Origin of the sequence: Amycolatopsis tolypomycina (genome assembly GCF_900105945.1) — a bacterium.
In the GTDB taxonomy this organism is placed as follows: Bacteria; Actinomycetota; Actinomycetes; order Mycobacteriales; family Pseudonocardiaceae; genus Amycolatopsis; species Amycolatopsis tolypomycina.
Genome location: NZ_FNSO01000004.1, coordinates 953,486 through 969,374, shown reverse-complemented (window position 1 = coordinate 969,374; position 15,889 = coordinate 953,486). Strand labels below are relative to the sequence as shown.

General features: G+C 70.5%; 13 protein-coding genes. 8 read left to right on the top strand and 5 right to left on the bottom strand.

Features of this window, described 5'->3' with window-relative positions:
- Positions 1-212 precede the first annotated feature (212 nt).
- The 4 genes from BLW76_RS15220 (at position 213) to BLW76_RS15200 (ending at position 4,503) form a co-directional block, all read left to right on the top strand.
- Positions 213-1,268: an IS110 family RNA-guided transposase gene (locus BLW76_RS15220; RefSeq protein ID WP_208613302.1), complete on the top strand. Its 1,056-nt coding sequence runs from the start codon at positions 213-215 to the stop codon at positions 1,266-1,268.
- 14 nt (positions 1,269-1,282) lie between these two features.
- Positions 1,283-2,020 (top strand): SDR family NAD(P)-dependent oxidoreductase, encoded by a 738-nt coding sequence (locus tag BLW76_RS15215; protein ID WP_091307574.1) that lies wholly within the window; start codon positions 1,283-1,285, stop codon positions 2,018-2,020.
- Complete coding sequence (locus BLW76_RS15210; protein WP_091307545.1) at positions 2,021-2,950, top strand: aminoglycoside phosphotransferase family protein; 930 nt, start codon at positions 2,021-2,023, stop codon at positions 2,948-2,950.
- A 692-nt stretch (positions 2,951-3,642) separates the two neighbouring features.
- Positions 3,643-4,503, top strand: coding sequence for a helix-turn-helix domain-containing protein (locus tag BLW76_RS15200; RefSeq protein ID WP_091307542.1), 861 nt, complete (start codon positions 3,643-3,645; stop codon positions 4,501-4,503).
- Between the two features lie 97 nt (positions 4,504-4,600).
- Here the strand turns inward: BLW76_RS15200 and BLW76_RS15195 are convergent, their stop codons facing one another.
- The 5 genes from BLW76_RS15195 to BLW76_RS15175 are packed head-to-tail and all read right to left on the bottom strand — an operon-like array spanning position 4,601 to position 9,555.
- Entirely contained in the window at positions 4,601-5,728 is a 1,128-nt protein-coding gene (locus BLW76_RS15195; RefSeq protein WP_091307540.1) for a metal-dependent hydrolase family protein, read from the bottom strand.
- Positions 5,729-6,481 (bottom strand): succinate dehydrogenase/fumarate reductase iron-sulfur subunit, encoded by a 753-nt coding sequence (locus tag BLW76_RS15190; RefSeq protein ID WP_091307537.1) that lies wholly within the window; start codon positions 6,479-6,481, stop codon positions 5,729-5,731.
- Positions 6,478-8,394 carry a fumarate reductase/succinate dehydrogenase flavoprotein subunit gene (locus BLW76_RS15185; protein WP_091307535.1) on the bottom strand — a complete coding sequence of 639 codons (1,917 nt, stop codon included), beginning with the start codon at positions 8,392-8,394 and terminating at the stop codon, positions 6,478-6,480. The genes BLW76_RS15190 and BLW76_RS15185 overlap by 4 nt, the downstream gene beginning before the upstream one ends.
- Before the next feature lie 52 nt (positions 8,395-8,446).
- Positions 8,447-9,271: a hypothetical protein gene (locus BLW76_RS15180; protein WP_091307532.1), complete on the bottom strand. Its 825-nt coding sequence runs from the start codon at positions 9,269-9,271 to the stop codon at positions 8,447-8,449.
- Entirely contained in the window at positions 9,268-9,555 is a 288-nt protein-coding gene (locus tag BLW76_RS15175) for a hypothetical protein (RefSeq protein ID WP_003054488.1), read from the bottom strand. The genes BLW76_RS15180 and BLW76_RS15175 overlap by 4 nt, the downstream gene beginning before the upstream one ends.
- 248 nt (positions 9,556-9,803) lie before the next feature.
- Here BLW76_RS15175 and edd point away from each other — a divergent pair, with 248 nt between their 5' ends.
- The 4 genes from edd to BLW76_RS15155 all read left to right on the top strand — a co-directional run bounded on the left by edd (position 9,804) and on the right by BLW76_RS15155 (position 15,759).
- Positions 9,804-11,687 carry a phosphogluconate dehydratase gene (gene edd / locus BLW76_RS15170; protein WP_167384612.1) on the top strand — a complete coding sequence of 628 codons (1,884 nt, stop codon included), beginning with the start codon at positions 9,804-9,806 and terminating at the stop codon, positions 11,685-11,687.
- Complete coding sequence (gene eda / locus BLW76_RS15165) at positions 11,684-12,289, top strand: bifunctional 4-hydroxy-2-oxoglutarate aldolase/2-dehydro-3-deoxy-phosphogluconate aldolase (protein WP_091307530.1); 606 nt, start codon at positions 11,684-11,686, stop codon at positions 12,287-12,289. Before edd ends, eda begins: the two co-directional genes overlap by 4 nt.
- Before the next feature lie 218 nt (positions 12,290-12,507).
- Complete coding sequence (locus BLW76_RS15160) at positions 12,508-14,475, top strand: PEP/pyruvate-binding domain-containing protein (RefSeq protein ID WP_091307528.1); 1,968 nt, start codon at positions 12,508-12,510, stop codon at positions 14,473-14,475.
- 21 nt (positions 14,476-14,496) lie between these two features.
- Positions 14,497-15,759 (top strand): MFS transporter, encoded by a 1,263-nt coding sequence (locus BLW76_RS15155; RefSeq protein WP_091307526.1) that lies wholly within the window; start codon positions 14,497-14,499, stop codon positions 15,757-15,759.
- Positions 15,760-15,889 lie beyond the last annotated feature (130 nt).

Genomic DNA, 15,889 nt, shown 5'->3' with positions numbered 1-15,889 from the left:
GCCGCTGTTGCGGTGGTTGGGATCCTGGCCGCTGGTGACCTGGCTCGTAGCGTCGCTGCCACCTGCTTGCGGGTTGGCGATCATGCGTTGTGCCGGTCACCGGTGAGCCAGGGCCGACCGGCGTGACTTGATAGGAGCGTGGCAGCGCCCCCACTGAGGTGTGTCCGCCGGCCGGCCCAGCCGTCCCTTCGAGCTGGAAGGAGACCATCCCCATGGTGGTGATGCTGGGTATCGATGTCCACAAGAACACCCACACCGCGGTCGCGGTCGAGCAGGTAGGGCGCAAACTCGACCAGAAGACGGTGCGCGCGACCGATGCCGGTCACCGGCAGCTGCTGCGCTGGGCACTGCGCAACTGGCCAGACACCGAGCTGACGTTCGCGGTGGAGGACTGCCGGCACGTGTCGACCCGGCTGGAACGAGCGCTGCTCGCCGCAGGCCAGACCGTGGTCCGGGTCCCGCCGAAGCTGATGGCCGGAGCTCGCTCCTCGGCGCGCACGCGCGGCAAGTCAGACCCGATCGACGCACTGGCCATCGCCCGGGCCGCGCTGCGCGAACCGAACCTGCCGGCCGCCACACACGACAGCGTCTCCCGCGAGGTCAAACTGCTCGTCGACCACCGCGAAGACCTGGTCAACACCCGCACCCAGATGCAGAACCGGCTGCGCTGGCACCTACACGAACTCGACCCCGAACTCGACCCCACCGCCCGCAGCCTGGACCGGCTCTGCGAACTCGACCGGCTCACCGCCTGGCTGGCCCAGCAGCCGGCATCGATGGTGGTGCGCATCGCCACCGAGCTGGTCACCGACATCCGGGCACTCACCGTCCGCGCCAACGCACTGGAGCGGGAACTCGCCCAGCGGATGGCTCACCTCGCACCCCGCCTGCTCGCCATACCCGGCTGCGGTGCCCTGACCGCAGCGAAAATCGTCGGCGAAACCGCCAACGTGACCCGGTTCCGCTCCGAAGCCTGCTTCGCCATGCACGCCGGCGTCGCCCCCATCCCCGCCTCCTCCGGCAAGACAAACCGACACCGCCTCGCCCGCGGCGGCAACCGACAACTCAACGCCGCGCTGCACCGCATCGCCGTCACCCAAACCCGCCTGGCCGGCCCCGGCCGCGACTACATCCACCGACGCCGAACCACCGGAGACACCACCATGGAAGCACTCCGCGCCCTCAAACGACGCCTCGCCCGCGTCGTCTACAACACCCTCCACCACGACACGACCCAACAACCAACCACGCTCCCCGCAGCGGCTTGACATAGGAGCAACGCATGGGTGTCGCACTGGTGACGGGCAGTTCACGGGGTCTCGGCCGGGTGATCGCCCGCCGGCTGGCCCGCGACGGGTTCGCCGTCGCGGTCAACGGCCGCGACGACGACGCGGACCTGAAGACGGCCGCGGAGAGCATCCTCGCCGAGGGCGGCCGCGCGGCGGCGTTCGCGGCGGACGTGACCGACCGCCGCCAGGTCGGCGAGCTCGTCGACGCGGTGACGGCGGTGCTGGGCCCGATCGGCGTGCTGGTGGTCAACGCGACCGGCCCGCAGCCGGAGGCACCGCTGTCGTCGACCGGCTGGCCGGAGCATGTGGCGCAGCTGGACTTCTTCGTGCGGTCACCGGTGCTCCTGGGCCACGCGGTGCTGCCGGGGATGCGCGCCCGCGGCCACGGCCGCATCGTGCACATCGACTCGGAGGTGGCGGACCGCCCGCCCCCCGGCCGGTCGGCGTACGCGACGGCCAAGAGCGCCCAGGTCGGGCTGGTCCGGGCGTGGGCCCGCGAGCTGGCCCCGGACGGCATCACGGTCAACACGGTGGCGCCCGGGTTCGTCCCGGTGGAGCGGCACGCGGAGGTCCCCCAGGCCGTGCGGGAGGCCTACCTGGCCGGGGTACCGGCAGGCCGCCTGGGCACCCCGGAAGACGTGGCGGCGGCGGTGAGCTTCTTCGCCTCGGAGGAGTCGGGCTTCATCACGGGCCAGCGCCTGCTCGTCGACGGCGGCCGCGCACTCGGCTAGATGCTGTCCGAAGAGATACTGAGCTGGGTAACAGCCGCAATCGGCGGCGACGCCCGGGTGGCCACGGTCACCGGCCTGCGGGAGCAGGCCAACCCGTGGCTGGTGCGCTTCGCCCCGGCCGCCCGAGTCGAGGCGGCCGTGCTCCGGCTCGGCGACCCCACCGACCCCGAGCACCGACAGCGGTTCGCCACGGAGGTCGCGGCCCTCCGACTCGCCGGCGACCACGGCCTGCCCGCGGCCAGGCTGATCGCCACCGACCTGGACGGCGCAGCGGCGGGTGTGCCGGCGGTGCTGACCACGGTCCTGCCCGGGCACAGCCGGATCCCGCCGGTCGCGTCCCCCGAGCGGCTGCGCGGCCTGGGAGCCACGGCGGCCGCGCTGCAGTCGGTCCCGCTGACGCCTCGGACCGCGCTGCCGCGGCGCACCCGTTCGATCGCGGACGTGGACTTCGCGGCCCAACGCCGCGAGAAGGGCACCACGGCATTGTTGGCGGAGGCGGAGGATCGCCTGTCCCGCCTCCCGGTGCCGGAGGGCCCAACGGTCTTCGTCCACGGTGATTTGTGGTTCGGCAACACCCTGTGGTCGGGCGACCGCTGCACCGGCCTCGTGGATTGGGACTGCGCCGGAGCGGGCCCACCGGGAATAGACCTCGGCAGCGCCCGGTTCGACGCAGCGTTGATGTTCGGCCTCCCGGCAGCCGAGCAAGTGCTGGAAGGTTGGCAGCGAGCGGCAAACCGCCGCGCGGACCAGGTCGCCTACTGGGACGTCGTGGCAGCGTTGGGAACTTTGGCCGACATGGCATTCTGCGTGCCGGCCCTGCACGACCAGGGCAGAACGGATCTCGACGCGGGCATTCTGGGACAGCGCCGGGACGCATTCCTCGGCAACGCCTTGAGACGGCTCGACGCCACGGGCCTGTCCGGGCGGTGATGTCCGGGGAGGTCAGGCTGCGCCGGTCGGCTCGTTCCCCCGCCTGCATCGGCAGATCCGGAGAGTTGAGATCCCCGGTACGACGCTCAGCCAAGGCATCGAGCAACGCACCGGCCCGGGTACCGGTCTCGTCGTCGAACCGGCCACTCGACTCCCGCATCCCGGTTCTTTTCCGCCGCAGGAACAACTCCCGCGTCGGAGCCACCGGCTCAGTGTCACCGGTCGGCCGGTCGCGGGGCCGGAAGCGCCCCAATGTGGCGTTCGGTGCGTTGGACGCACCCAATGTGGCGTTCGGTGCGTTCAGCGCGCGGAACCCTCCGGGACCAAGTGGGCGAGAATGCGGGCACCGAGCGCAGCGACCTGCTTGCGCCCCGCCCGCGCAGCAACACCGGTCGCGGGAGCCAACGCCGTGCCCCGGAACGATACCCGAACATCTCCATCAACCCCGCGCCACGAAAGCCCCGCAGACCAAAAACCGCTTATACAGAATTCGACACCCCGAGCCTCGCAGCTTTCAAAAACAAACGCGCACGAAGCCGCGCGAAGGCGCGAAGCACGCTTCATCAAGCGAAGCCGCTTCGCACCGCGTCGCGCCCGGTTTCGTTGTCACACAGGCGAAACACCGACCTCCTTGCGGTGAATCCGCGCGCGGCGTACGCCGTTTTGTCAGAGCCTCCCTCTAGCGTGCGGGCATGACCGAAAAGAGCACGGTGCGCACGCGCGAAATGGCCTTCGAGCTCAGGGGCCAGCGCGAGCGGAAACGGATGACCCTGCGCGAGCTGGCCCGTCGCGCGGACTGGTCGCCGTCGAAGGTGTCGGCCTGGGAGAACGGGCGTCGGATCTCGCCGGTCGACGCCGCGATCTACCTCGCCCACTGCGGGACAGGCGCGGCCGAACGCGCGCGGCTGCTCGAGCTCGCCGCCCCGCCTGGCGACCTGTACTGGGTGCGGCCCCACTTCGACAGGCTCGCCGACCCGATGAAGTCGCTCGTCGTCCAGGAAAGCCTGGCGAGCTCGCTGGTGTACTACAGCCCGGCCGCCGTCCCCGGCATGCTGCAGACGGAGGACTACGTCCACACCTGTTTCGAACTCACCGGGCGCTACACCACCGACAGGCTGGACGTGCTGACCCGGGCCCGGGTCGACCGGCAGCAGCTGCTGCAGCGCCACGCCCCGCCGCACTGCACCTTCTTCGTGCACGAGCGCGCCCTGCGTTCGGTGGTGGGCGGTCCGGCCCTCATGCACGAACAGCTGCAGAACCTCGTGCTGGCCACGAACCTCCCGCACTGCGTCATCCGCGTGGTGCCGGAGGCGGATCCCACGTTCCGCATGCTGAGCACGACGTTCACGGTCATGGAGTTCCTCGAGCACCCACCCGTGGTCTACGAGGAGACCTACACCGCGGGGTTGTTCGTGGACGACCGCATCGCGGTGGAGGCCTTCTACCTCCTCGTCACCCGCCTGGAACAGGTGGCCCTGTCCGAGGGGCGCTCGCGGGAATGGCTCGTCCGGTTCGCCGACGAGTACGAACGCCTGGCCGGCCTCGACCGCTGAGGTCGCGGCCGGCCAGGCCTCCCCACCCGGAAGGGAGCTGCCCGGACGTGCTGACCCGTCATGCCGGGCAGCCAGGCCCGTGCCGGAGCCGCCGCGGTCAGCTGACACGCCTCCCGTCGTGCCAGACCGCGCGGGTCCGGCCGGGCAGGTCCGTCAGGTCGAGGTCCGTGCCGTCCAGCAGCACCAGGTCGGCACGCAACCCCGGCTCGATGCGGCCGCGGTCGTCGTCGAGGCGGAGCAGCCGCGCGGCCTCGGTGGTGGCCGCCTTCAGGGCGGCCGCCTCGCCGAGCACCGCGGCCAGCAGCCGCAGCTCGGTCGTCAAGTCGACATGAGGACGCGGGGCGAGGTCGGAGCCGGCGGCGATGCGGACACCCGCTTCCCCCGCGAGGCGAAGCGAACGCCGGTGCGTCTCGGCGAACTCGCCCGCGCTGATCGGCGCGAGCGTCGGCACGTACCAGGCGTGCTCGAGCGCGGCCACGGCGTCGTCGTCGAGGAAGGTGCCGTGCTCGACGCTGCGCGCCCCGGCGCGGACGGCCGAGACGACCGCGGCGGAGGTGTGTGCGTGGGCCAGGACGTCCCGGCCGCAGCGGCGGGCTTCGTCGACCAGCGCGACGAGCTCGTCGTCGGTCGGCCGGACGTCCGTTCCCTCGCGCACGGCCCGCATCGCCCCGCTCGCGCCGACCTTGATCCAGTCGGCGCCCGCGCGCACCATCCGGCGGACAGCCGCGCGCGCCGCGTCCGGCCCGTCGAACAGCGGGTCCGGCAGCGACGGGTCACCGAAGTGGTCGACGGCGCCCGCGGGCGGCTCCCAGCCGTCGCCGAGCCCGCCGGTCGGGCTCAGCTGGCGCAGGCTGATCAGCAGGTCGGGCCCGGCGATCCACCCTGCGCGCAGTGCGTGCTTGTGCCCGGCGTCGGCGCCCCACGCGTCCCGGACGGTGGTGATCCCGCGCACCAGCAGCCCCCGCAGCACCGGCACGGCTTCGAGCACCCGAGCACTGCGCGGCAGCGGCTCGGGCCGCGGGAAGGCCACGTGCACGTGGCAGTCGATGAGCCCGGGGATCAGCAACCCGCCCGAGCAGTCGACGCGCGGGCCGTCCAGCCCCCGGCCGACCTCGGCGATGCGCGAGCCGTCCAGCCGCACGTCCGCGCGCGTGGTCTCGCCGGTTTCGGGATCGAACACCCGCGCCCCGGCGAGCACCACGCAGCCGGCGGCCGGCCGCGGCAACTACTTGTCCCGGCGGAACAGCTTGTTGCCCAGCCACACGATCGGGTCGTACTTGCGGTCCGCGACGCGCTCCTTCATCGGGATGAGCGCGTTGTCGGTGATGTGGATCCCCTCCGGGCACACCTCCGAACAGCACTTCGTGATGTTGCAGTACCCGAGTCCGTGCTCGTCCTGGGCCGCGTCCCGGCGGTCGGCGACGTCCAGCGGGTGCATCTCCAGCTCGGCGATGCGCATCAGGTACCGCGGCCCGGCGAAGGCTTCCTTGTTCTCCTCGTGGTCGCGCACCACGTGGCAGGTGTTCTGGCACAGGAAGCACTCGATGCACTTGCGGAACTCCTGCGACCGCTCGACGTCGACCTGCTGCATCCGGTACTCGCCCGGCTTCAGGTCCGCCGGCGGCGTGAACGACGGGATCTCGCGCGCCTTCGTGTAGTTGAACGACACGTCGGTGACGAGGTCGCGGATCACCGGGAACGTCCGCATCGGCGTCACCGTGATCACCTCGTCCTCGGTGAACGTCGACATCCGCGTCATGCACAGCAGGCGCGGGCGGCCGTTGATCTCCGCCGAGCACGAGCCGCACTTGCCCGCCTTGCAGTTCCAGCGCACGGCGAGGTCCGCGGCCTGGGTCGCCTGCAGGCGGTGGATGATGTCGAGGACGACCTCGCCCTCGTTGACCTCCACCGTGAAGTCCTGCAGCCCGCCGCCGGCGGCGTCGCCGCGCCAGACCCGGAAACTCGCTTTGTAACTCATGCCTTGCTCCCCGGGTGCGTCTCCAGCTCCGAGTCGGTGTAGTACTTCCCGAGTTCGCCGAACTCGAACAGCTCCAGCAGGTCCTGCCGCAGCGGCACCTGCTCCTTCACCTCGACGTCGATGTCCGGCACCACCGGGTTGTCGCCCGCCGTCGCCGAGCACACGAGGAGCTTGTTGCGCCAGTCGGCTTCCATGCCCGGGTAGTCGTCACGCGTGTGCCCGCCGCGGCTTTCGGTGCGCGTCAGCGCCGCCTTCGCGACGCACTCGCTGACCATCAGCATGTTGCGCAGGTCGATCGCGAGGTGCCAGCCCGGGTTGAACTGCCGGTGCCCTTCGACCGTGACCCGCAGGATCCGCTCCCGCAGCTCGTCGAGCTTCGCCAGCGCCTGCGCCATCTCTTCCGCCTTGCGGATGATGCCGACCAGGTCGTTCATCGACTGCTGCAGCTCGGTGTGCAGGGTGTACGGGTTCTCGGCCGAGGCGCCGGCAGGCGGGTCGAACGGCGCGAGCGCCATCTTCGCCGCCGCGTCCACATCGGACTCCTGCACGGCCGGCCTGCCGTCGAGACCGGACACGTACTCGGCCGCGCCGAGGCCCGCGCGCCGGCCGAACACCAGCAGGTCGGACAGCGAGTTGCCGCCGAGCCGGTTGGAGCCGTGCATGCCGCCCGAGCACTCGCCGGCCGCGAACAGGCCGGGCACGCTCGCCGCCGCCGTGTCGGGGTCGACCTCGATGCCGCCCATGACGTAGTGGCAGGTCGGGCCGACCTCCATCGGCTCCGCGGTGATGTCGACGTCGGCCAGCTCCTTGAACTGGTGGTACATCGACGGCAGCCGCTTGCGGATCTCCTCGGCCGGCAGCCGGCTGGCGATGTCGAGGAAGACGCCGCCGTGCGGGGAGCCGCGGCCCTCCTTGACCTCGGAGTTGATCGCGCGGGCCACTTCGTCGCGGGGCAGCAGGTCCGGCGTGCGCCGGTTCTTCTCCTGGTCGGTGTACCAGCGGTCGGCTTCTTCTTCGCTTTCCGCGTACTGGCCCTTGAAGACGTCCGGCACGTACTCGAACATGAACCGCTTGCCGTCGGAGTTCTTCAGCACGCCGCCGTCACCGCGCACGCCCTCGGTGACGAGGATGCCCTTGACGCTCGGCGGCCAGACCATCCCGGTCGGGTGGAACTGGACGAACTCCATGTTGATCAGCTTCGCGCCCGCCCGCAAGGCCAGCGCGTGGCCGTCGCCGGTGTACTCCCACGAGTTCGACGTCACCTTGAACGACTTGCCGATGCCGCCGGTGGCGAGCACGACCGCGGGCGCCTCGAAGAGGACGAACCGCCCGCTCTCGCGCCAGTAGCCGAACGCGCCGGCGATGCGGCCTTCGGTGGTGAGCAGCTCGGTGACCGTGCACTCGGCGAAGACCTTGATCTTCGCCTCGTAGTCCCCGGTCTCGGCGAAGTCCTCCTGCTGCAGCGAGACGATCTTCTGCTGCATCGTGCGGATGAGCTCGAGCCCGGTGCGGTCACCGACGTGCGCCAGCCGCGGGTAGGTGTGCCCGCCGAAGTTGCGCTGGCTGATCCGGCCGTCGGCGGTGCGGTCGAACAGCGCGCCGTAGGTCTCGAGCTCCCAGACGCGGTCCGGCGCCTCCTTGGCGTGCAGCTCGGCCATCCGCCAGTTGTTGAGGAACTTCCCGCCGCGCATGGTGTCGCGGAAGTGGACCTGCCAGTTGTCGTTCGAGTTCGCGTTGCCCATCGAGGCGGCGCACCCGCCCTCGGCCATCACCGTGTGCGCCTTGCCGAACAGGGACTTGCACACGACCGCGACGCGGAAGCCGCGTTCGCGGGCTTCGATCACGGCGCGCAGACCGGCGCCACCGGCACCGATCACCACCACGTCGTAGGTGTGCCGTTCGACCTCGGTCATGAAGAGATTCCACCTCGGAACTGGGGACGTCTGTGGTTGGGAAGATGCGGCGCTAGTTGACGAATCTCAGGTCCGAGATCGCGCCGCTGGCGACGAGCATGACGTAGAAGTCGGTCAGCACCAGCGTGCCGAGCGTCGTCCAGGCCAGCGTCATGTGGCGGGTGTTGAGCTTCGAGACCTTCGTCCAGATCCAGTAGCGCACCGGGTGCTGGGAGAAGTGCTTCAGCCGGCCGCCGGTCACGTGCCGGCAGGAGTGGCAGGACAGCGTGTAGGCCCAGAGCAGGATCACGTTGCCGAGCAGGATGATGTTGCCCAGCCCGAACCCGAAGCCGCCGGTCTTCCCGTGGAACGCCGTGATCGCGTCGTAGGTGTTGACGAGCGAGACGATCAGCGCGACGTAGAAGAAGTAGCGGTGGACGTTCTGGATGATCAGCGGCAGCCGCGTCTCGCCGGTGTACTTGGCGTGCGGTTCCGCGACGGCGCAGGCGGGCGGGGAGAACCACACCGACCGGTAGTAGGCCTTGCGGTAGTAGTAGCAGGTCAGCCGGAACCCGAGCAGGAACGGCAGCACCACGAAGCCGAGCGGGATGAACCCGGGCAGGTCGCCGAACCAGTGGCCGAAGTGGCTCGAGCCCTCGACGCAGGAGGTGGACAGGCACGGCGAGTAGAACGGCGTCAGGTAGTGGTAGTCGGGCACCCAGTAGGCGGTGCGCACGAACGACCGGACCGTCGCGTAGATGATGAACGCCGACAGTCCGAGCACGGTCAGCAGTGGCTGGAGCCACCACCGGTCCGTGCGGAGGGTGCGCTCGGCGATCCGGGCCCGCTTGGGGGCCCGGACGCCGGTGCCGACGCCGTTGTCAGCGGGTGCGCTCACCGCTGGTCGCGCTTGTAGCCGCCGACGCCTTCGTCGTCGGCGCCGTGCCACAGCGCCGGGTCGTAGGGGGTGTCGGGGACGGGGACGCGCTCCGCGGCCTTCGCCTGCGCGGGCACCGCGAGGGGCACGCCGTCGAGGTCCGCGGTGTCGATGTCGAGGCGCTCGACGTCGTTGGCGAGCCGGCGCACCGCCGACGCGTCGCCGTAGCGCGAGCGCAGTGCGCCGACGCACTGCCGGAGCTGGCCGATGGTTCGCCGCAGCTCGGCGATCTCGGAGGTGGACATCATGCCTCCCGTGTGGTGGGGCTGGCAGGGAACCGGCGAAGGCAACCTTCGAAGGCTGTGCCACGCGTCGTGCAGTGTGACAACTAGCACACTAACGGTTCCGAGGGTGATCGGGGTCACGCGGGTCGATCTTCTGAATCGATTTTGATTCGGCGTTTTCCCGAGGTAGTGTGGCCAGTGTCACGACCCTGAGGCGTCAGCGCTGCCGTCCCGCGGACCACCACACCCCCAGTGATCCGGAGCCGGACATGAGCCCGACCCCATCGTTGCACCCCGTCATCGCCGAAGTCACCGCCCGCATCGCCGCGCGCAGTGCCGCGACCCGCACGGCCTACCTCGACCGCACGGCCGCCGCGTACGCCGAAGGCCCGGTGCGCCGCGGCCTGGCCTGCAGCAACCTCGCGCACGGTTTCGCCGCGATGGACGGCGTCGACAAGGAGGCACTGCGGGCTGCCCGAGCCCCCGGCGTCGCGATCGTGTCCTCCTACAACGACATGCTTTCGGCGCACCAGCCGATGCAGGAATACCCGGCATGGCTGAAGAAGTCCGTGCGCTCGGCCGGCGGGGTCGCCCAGTTCGCCGGCGGGGTGCCCGCGATGTGCGACGGGATCACGCAGGGCCGCGCGGGCATGGAGCTGTCGCTGTTCAGCCGCGAGGTCATCGCGATGTCGACGGCGATCGCGCTCTCGCACGACATGTTCGACGCCGCGCTGCTGCTCGGCGTGTGCGACAAGATCGTGCCCGGCCTGCTGATCGGCGCGCTGTCGTTCGGCCACCTCCCGGCCGTGCTGGTGCCCGCGGGACCGATGAACTCGGGCCTGCCGAACAAGGAGAAGGCGCGCGTCCGGCAGCTCTACGCCGAGGGCCTGGCGACCCGCGAAGACCTCCTCGACGCCGAAGCGGCGTCCTACCACTCGGCCGGCACCTGCACCTTCTACGGCACGGCCAACTCCAACCAGATGGTCGTCGAGGTGATGGGCCTGCACCTGCCGGGCGCCAGCTTCGTCCAGCCCGGTTCGGCGTTGCGCCGGGCGCTCACCGAGGAAGCCGGGCGGCGCATCGTCGCGCTGTCCCGCGGCGAGGAGTACACGCCGGTCTCGCGGATCCTCGACGAGAAGGCGTTCGTCAACGGCGTCATCGCGCTGCTCGCCACCGGCGGGTCGACCAACCACACGATGCACCTGGTCGCCATCGCCGCGGCCGCCGGCATCCAGCTGACCTGGGACGACTTCTCCGACCTCTCGGCCGTCGTGCCGCTGCTGGCGCGGGTCTACCCGAACGGCAGCGCCGACATCAACCACTTCCACGCCGCCGGCGGCATCCAGTTCCTGGTCGGCACGCTGCTCGACGCCGGGCTGCTGCACGAAGACGTCCACACGGTGGCCGGGTTCGGGCTGCACCGCTACCGCGCCGAGCCGATCCTGTCCGACGGCGAGCTCGTCTGGCGCGACGTCCCCACCCGCAGCCTCGACGAGGAGGTCCTGCGCCCGGCGTGGCGGCCGTTCGCCGCGGACGGCGGGCTGCGGATGGTCGAGGGCAACCTCGGCCGCGGGGTGGTCAAGGTGTCCGCGGTGGCGCCGGAGCACCGCGTCGTCCAGGCGCCGGCCCGGGTGTTCACCACGCAGGAGGACTTCAAGGTCGCCTTCGACGCCGGCGAGCTGGACCGCGACGTCGTCGTGGTGATCCGGCAGCAGGGCCCGCAGGCCAACGGCATGCCGGAGCTGCACGGCCTGACGCCGGCTCTTGGTGTGCTGATGGACCGCGGGTACGCCGTGGCGCTGCTCACCGACGGTCGCATGTCGGGCGCGTCGGGCAAGATCCCGGCCGCCATCCAGGTGACGCCGGAAGCCGCGGCGGGCGGCCCGATCGCGCGTATCGCGGACGGCGACGTCATCCGGCTGGACGCGACTTCGGGCTCCCTCGACGTGCTCGTCGGTGACGAAGAACTCGCCCGGCGTGCGCTTGTGGACGCGCCGCCGTCCGAAGCATCCTGGACCGGCACCGGCCGAGAGCTGTTCGCCGCGTTGCGCCGCGCGGTCGGCCCCGCCGACCAGGGCGCTTCGGTGTTCGGCGGCTTGACTCCGGAGCACTTCGGAACACCCGCTTTCACAACACAGGAGGTCGGTCAGTGACCACCGGTCAGGACCTGCTCGAGCTGTCCCCCGTGATGCCCGTCGTGGTGATCGACGACGCCGACGACGCGGTGCCCACGGCCCGGGCCCTGCTCGCCGGCGGGATCGGGGTCATCGAGCTGACCCTGCGCACGCCGGCGGCGCTGTCGGCGATCGAGCGCGTCGCCGCGGAGGTGCCGGACATCGTCATCGGCGCCGGCACGGTCGTCTCGCCGGACCAGGCGAAGCAGGCGGCCGACGCGGGCGCGAAGTTCCTCGTGACACCGGGCTGCACGGACGCGGTCGTCGACGCGTGCTTCGAGACCGGGCTGCCGTTCCTGCCCGGCGCGAGCACGGTGTCGGAGGCGATGCGGCTGGCCGAGCGCGGGCTGTCGGCGCTGAAGTTCTTCCCGGCGGAGGCGTCCGGCGGCGTCGCGTACCTGAAGTCGATCGCGGGGCCGTTGCCGTCCCTGCGCTTCTGCCCCACCGGCGGGATCACGGTGGCGTCCGCGCCGTCGTACCTGGCGCTGCCGAACGTCGGCTGCATCGGCGGCTCGTGGCTGACGGCCTCGCTCGACCCCGCCACGATCGAGAAGCTGGCCGCGGAGGCCGCGGCTCTGTAGTCGCGGCCCTGTAGCCGAGATCACTCCGCGTCATTTCCGTACTCGAACGGCGGAATGCGCGTCCGCATTGCGGGAGCACCGTTCCAGCGCGCTGGAACGGTGCTCCGAGCGGGTGTGGCGCCGGTCATGCGTTCCACTGAACGGCGCATTCACCGCCCTGGTGGGTTATTTACCTGCCTGTTATCGTTTCTCTTCGCTGTTTCCAGCGAGGAGAATACGTGTCCCTGACCAGCGTGGTCGCGCCCAGTCCTGCCCCCGAGACCGTTGCCGCACTCGTCGGCGAACGCCTTTCGGTGTCCGCACTTCACCAGCTCGGCGGCACCCTCGGCGGCTATTCGTTCGTCAAGGTCGTGGTCGACCGCGAACAGGCGAAGATCCACTTCCTGAACAACGCGCGACATTCCTTTCACGCGATCTATATCGGCGAAGAGATCCTCGGGATCGGCGAAGAACGCGTGCGCGCCGAGATCGACTCCTACAACGAGGCCTTCTACCACGCGCCGGACCGCCGGTTCCTGCTCGGCATTCTCGCGCTGCACCCGCAGATGTTTTCGCTGGAAACGGTCGAGGTCGACACGATGCCGGCCGAGCTGATCCGGGAGTTCCACGCCTTCGTCGCGCGGTACGTCGACCCGGCGCTGCCGCTGCTGTTCAAGCCGGCCAACCAGCTGCAGGAGCGGATCGTCCGGGAGATCCCGGCGGGCGAGCTGCCGCGGGTGTTCGCGCACGAGCTGTTCTCCACGGCGCCGTTCGTGCCGCTGAACCCGGGCACGGCCACCGGGCGAGTGCGGGCGTTCCACACCGAGGCCGAGTACCGGGCCGCGACGCTGGACTGGACCGACATCATCGTGATGGACCGCGTACCCGACGACATCCCCCGGCTGGCGGGGATCGTCAACGCCCGGCACACGACGCCGTTGTCCCACACCAACGTCCTCGCCACCGGCTGGCAGATCCCGAACGCCGTCCAGCTCGGCGCGCTGGCCGAGGTCGAGCGCCGCGGGCTCGACGGCAAGTGGGTCGAGTACACGGTCGACGCCCAGGCATTGACGCTGCGGGAGGTCGAGGAGCCGGCCGACGCGGCGCCGCCGTCCTGGTACGCCCAGCGCGTCACCCTGGAGCAGCCGGAGGCCGACCACAGCCCGATCGTCAACCTCGCGCGGCTGCGCGCGGCCGACCGCCACCGCTACGGCACCAAGGCGGCCAACCTCGGCGAGCTGCACCACGTGCTGGCGCACGGGTCGCAGCGGCTGCTCGGCTTCTACCAGGTGCCGCGGCCGCCGCGGGACAACCTGCTGCCGTACCTGGCCCGCCTGCTGGACGTCCCTCTCGACGCGGATCTGGGCGCCGCGGCCCGCCGGCTGCTCGACGAGCACGTCCGCGTCCCGCGCGGCATCGCGCTGCCGTTCTCGCTGCAACGGCGGTTCCTGGAGTCGTCACCGCGGATCCAGCAGGCCATCGGGAAGCTGAAGATGGCGTGCGAGCTGGACGCGCGCGAGATCGAGCCGCTGTGCGTCGAGCTGCAGGGCCTGATCCGCTCGGCGCGCCTGCCGGGCGCGCTGGCCGGTGAGATCGACTCGGCGCTGGTGTCGCAGCTGGCCGGCGTGCGGGCGTTCGTCGTGCGCAGTTCGTCGAACGCCGAAGACCTCGCCGGGTTTTCGGCCGCCGGGATCTACGAGTCGCACAACCACGTCACCACGGCCGAGCGGATCTTCGCCAGCGTGAAGGAGGTCTGGGCGTCGCTGGTGTCGGTGCGCAGCGTCCGGCTGCGGCAGCAGGCCGGAATCTCCCTCGACGAGTGCTACATGGGCGTGGTGATCCAGGAGCAGGTCGCCGCGGACTTCGGCGGAGTGCTGGTGACGACGAACCCGATGAACCGCGCCGACTTCCGCACGGTGTACGTCAACGTGTCCCCGCGCGTGACGGACGTCGTCGACGGCTCGGCCCTGCCGATGCAGTACCTGTATTCGACGGTCGAGGGCGGCGGCCGCACGGTGTCGCTGGGCGACGCGCCCGCGGACCTCGACGCAGCCGCGCACGGCCGGCTGCAGCGGCTGGCGATCGCCGGCCGCCTGCTGCAGGGCCACTTCTCGCCCGACTACACGTTCGACTCGCCGGTGGACATCGAGTGGCTCGCCGACGGCGAGCACCTCCACCTCGTGCAGCTGCGCCCCTATTCGGCCTGACCTTTCCGGGAGAAAACGACCATGCTGGGCCTTCGCCTGCCCGCGGAACCCGCCGTTCAGCGCGCTGTCCGGCTGACCTACGGGTTCCAGTTCTTCTTCGGCCTGCTGCTGTGGGTGCCGATCTTCTACGCGTACCAGAAGCTGGCCGGGCTGTCCGACGGCGAGATCTTCGGCATCCAGAGCATCTACTACATCGTGTTCTGCCTGCTGGAGATCCCGACCGGGATGATCGCCGACCGCTTCGACTACCGCACCTCGCTGGCCGCGGGCGCCGGAGTGCTGGTGGCGGCCAACCTGGTGCCGGTGTTCCTGGCTTCGTACGCGGGATTCCTGACACACTTCATCCTGATTGCCCTGGCACGCTCGCTGGTGTCCGGCGCGCAGAGCGCGTACCTGTACGAGTACCTGAACGCCTCCGGCGCGGGCGAACACTACCTGCGCGTGGAAGGCGTCGGCCGCGCGTACAGCCTGGTCGGCAAGATCGTGTTCTGGCCGGTGATCGGCCTGCTGATGACGTGGAGCCTCCCCTCCCCGTACTGGCTGACGGCGATCAACGCGGCCATCGCGCTCGCGTTCGCGGGCAAGCTCCCCCCGATCCCCGGCGGCCGCCGGGTGACCGACAAGACGGCGTCCCTGCTGGCCGGAGTCGGCGGCGCGCTGTGGACGCTGCGCACGTCCCGGTGGCTGGTGCTGCTGATGGTGCAGGGCGTCGCGATGTTCACGCTGGTCCGGATCTGCCAGGTGAACCTGTTCCAGCCGATCCTGGAGTCGAAGGCGCTCTCGGTGAACTGGTTCGGCGCGGTCCTGGCCGCGATGACGGTGTTCGAGGCACTGGGCGCGGCCCGCCCCCACCGCCTCCGCCGCGCGATCGGCCCGGTGGGATCGGTGTTCACGCTGACGATCGTGATGGCCCTGTGCCTCGGCGTGATCGTGTTCGTGGGCGCCCTCCCGGCGGTGGTGCTGTTGTGCGTGTTCGCGGTGGCGACGGGGATCGCGTTCCCGGTCCAGAAGCAGCTGCTGAACGACTCCATCCCGGACTCCCGTTACCGCGCGACCCTGCTGTCCATGGAGTCCATTGTGGACAGGGCGGTGTGCGCGCTGGTGGCGGTGGCACTGGGCGCGTCCCTGGCGGCCGGGCAGCTGGCCGAGTTCCTGGTACTGACGACCGTGGTGACGTGCGTGGCGATGGGGTTGCTCGCGGTGCTGCTGCTGGCTGTCCGCAAGCACCGCTCGGACCGCCGTCCCGCCGCGCGGCGGGAGAAGGTGTCCGCTACTTCCCTTTGACACCGCCACCGTGACTGCACTTCATACCGCCTGAATGGAGTGTCGTTGCCACGGATCGGAACTTCGGCGCGGAATCAGACTCCGAAACCTAGAGCCGAGTCCTCGGATTTTCCAGAAAATGACCCCTATA

Bases quoted from the DNA above. Each gene is read 5' to 3' on its own strand.
- BLW76_RS15155 (WP_091307526.1), top strand. From the start codon at position 14,497: ATGCTGGGCCTTCGCCTGCCCGCGGAACCCGCCGTTCAGCGCGCTGTC.
- BLW76_RS15215 (WP_091307574.1), top strand. From the start codon at position 1,283: ATGGGTGTCGCACTGGTGACGGGCAGTTCACGGGGTCTCGGCCGGGTG.
- BLW76_RS15175 (WP_003054488.1), bottom strand. From the start codon at position 9,555: ATGTCCACCTCCGAGATCGCCGAGCTGCGGCGAACCATCGGCCAGCTC.
- BLW76_RS15190 (WP_091307537.1), bottom strand. From the start codon at position 6,481: ATGAGTTACAAAGCGAGTTTCCGGGTCTGGCGCGGCGACGCCGCCGGC.
- edd (WP_167384612.1), top strand. From the start codon at position 9,804: ATGAGCCCGACCCCATCGTTGCACCCCGTCATCGCCGAAGTCACCGCC.
- BLW76_RS15185 (WP_091307535.1), bottom strand. From the start codon at position 8,394: ATGACCGAGGTCGAACGGCACACCTACGACGTGGTGGTGATCGGTGCC.
- BLW76_RS15220 (WP_208613302.1), top strand. From the start codon at position 213: ATGGTGGTGATGCTGGGTATCGATGTCCACAAGAACACCCACACCGCG.
- BLW76_RS15200 (WP_091307542.1), top strand. From the start codon at position 3,643: ATGACCGAAAAGAGCACGGTGCGCACGCGCGAAATGGCCTTCGAGCTC.
- BLW76_RS15210 (WP_091307545.1), top strand. From the start codon at position 2,021: ATGCTGTCCGAAGAGATACTGAGCTGGGTAACAGCCGCAATCGGCGGC.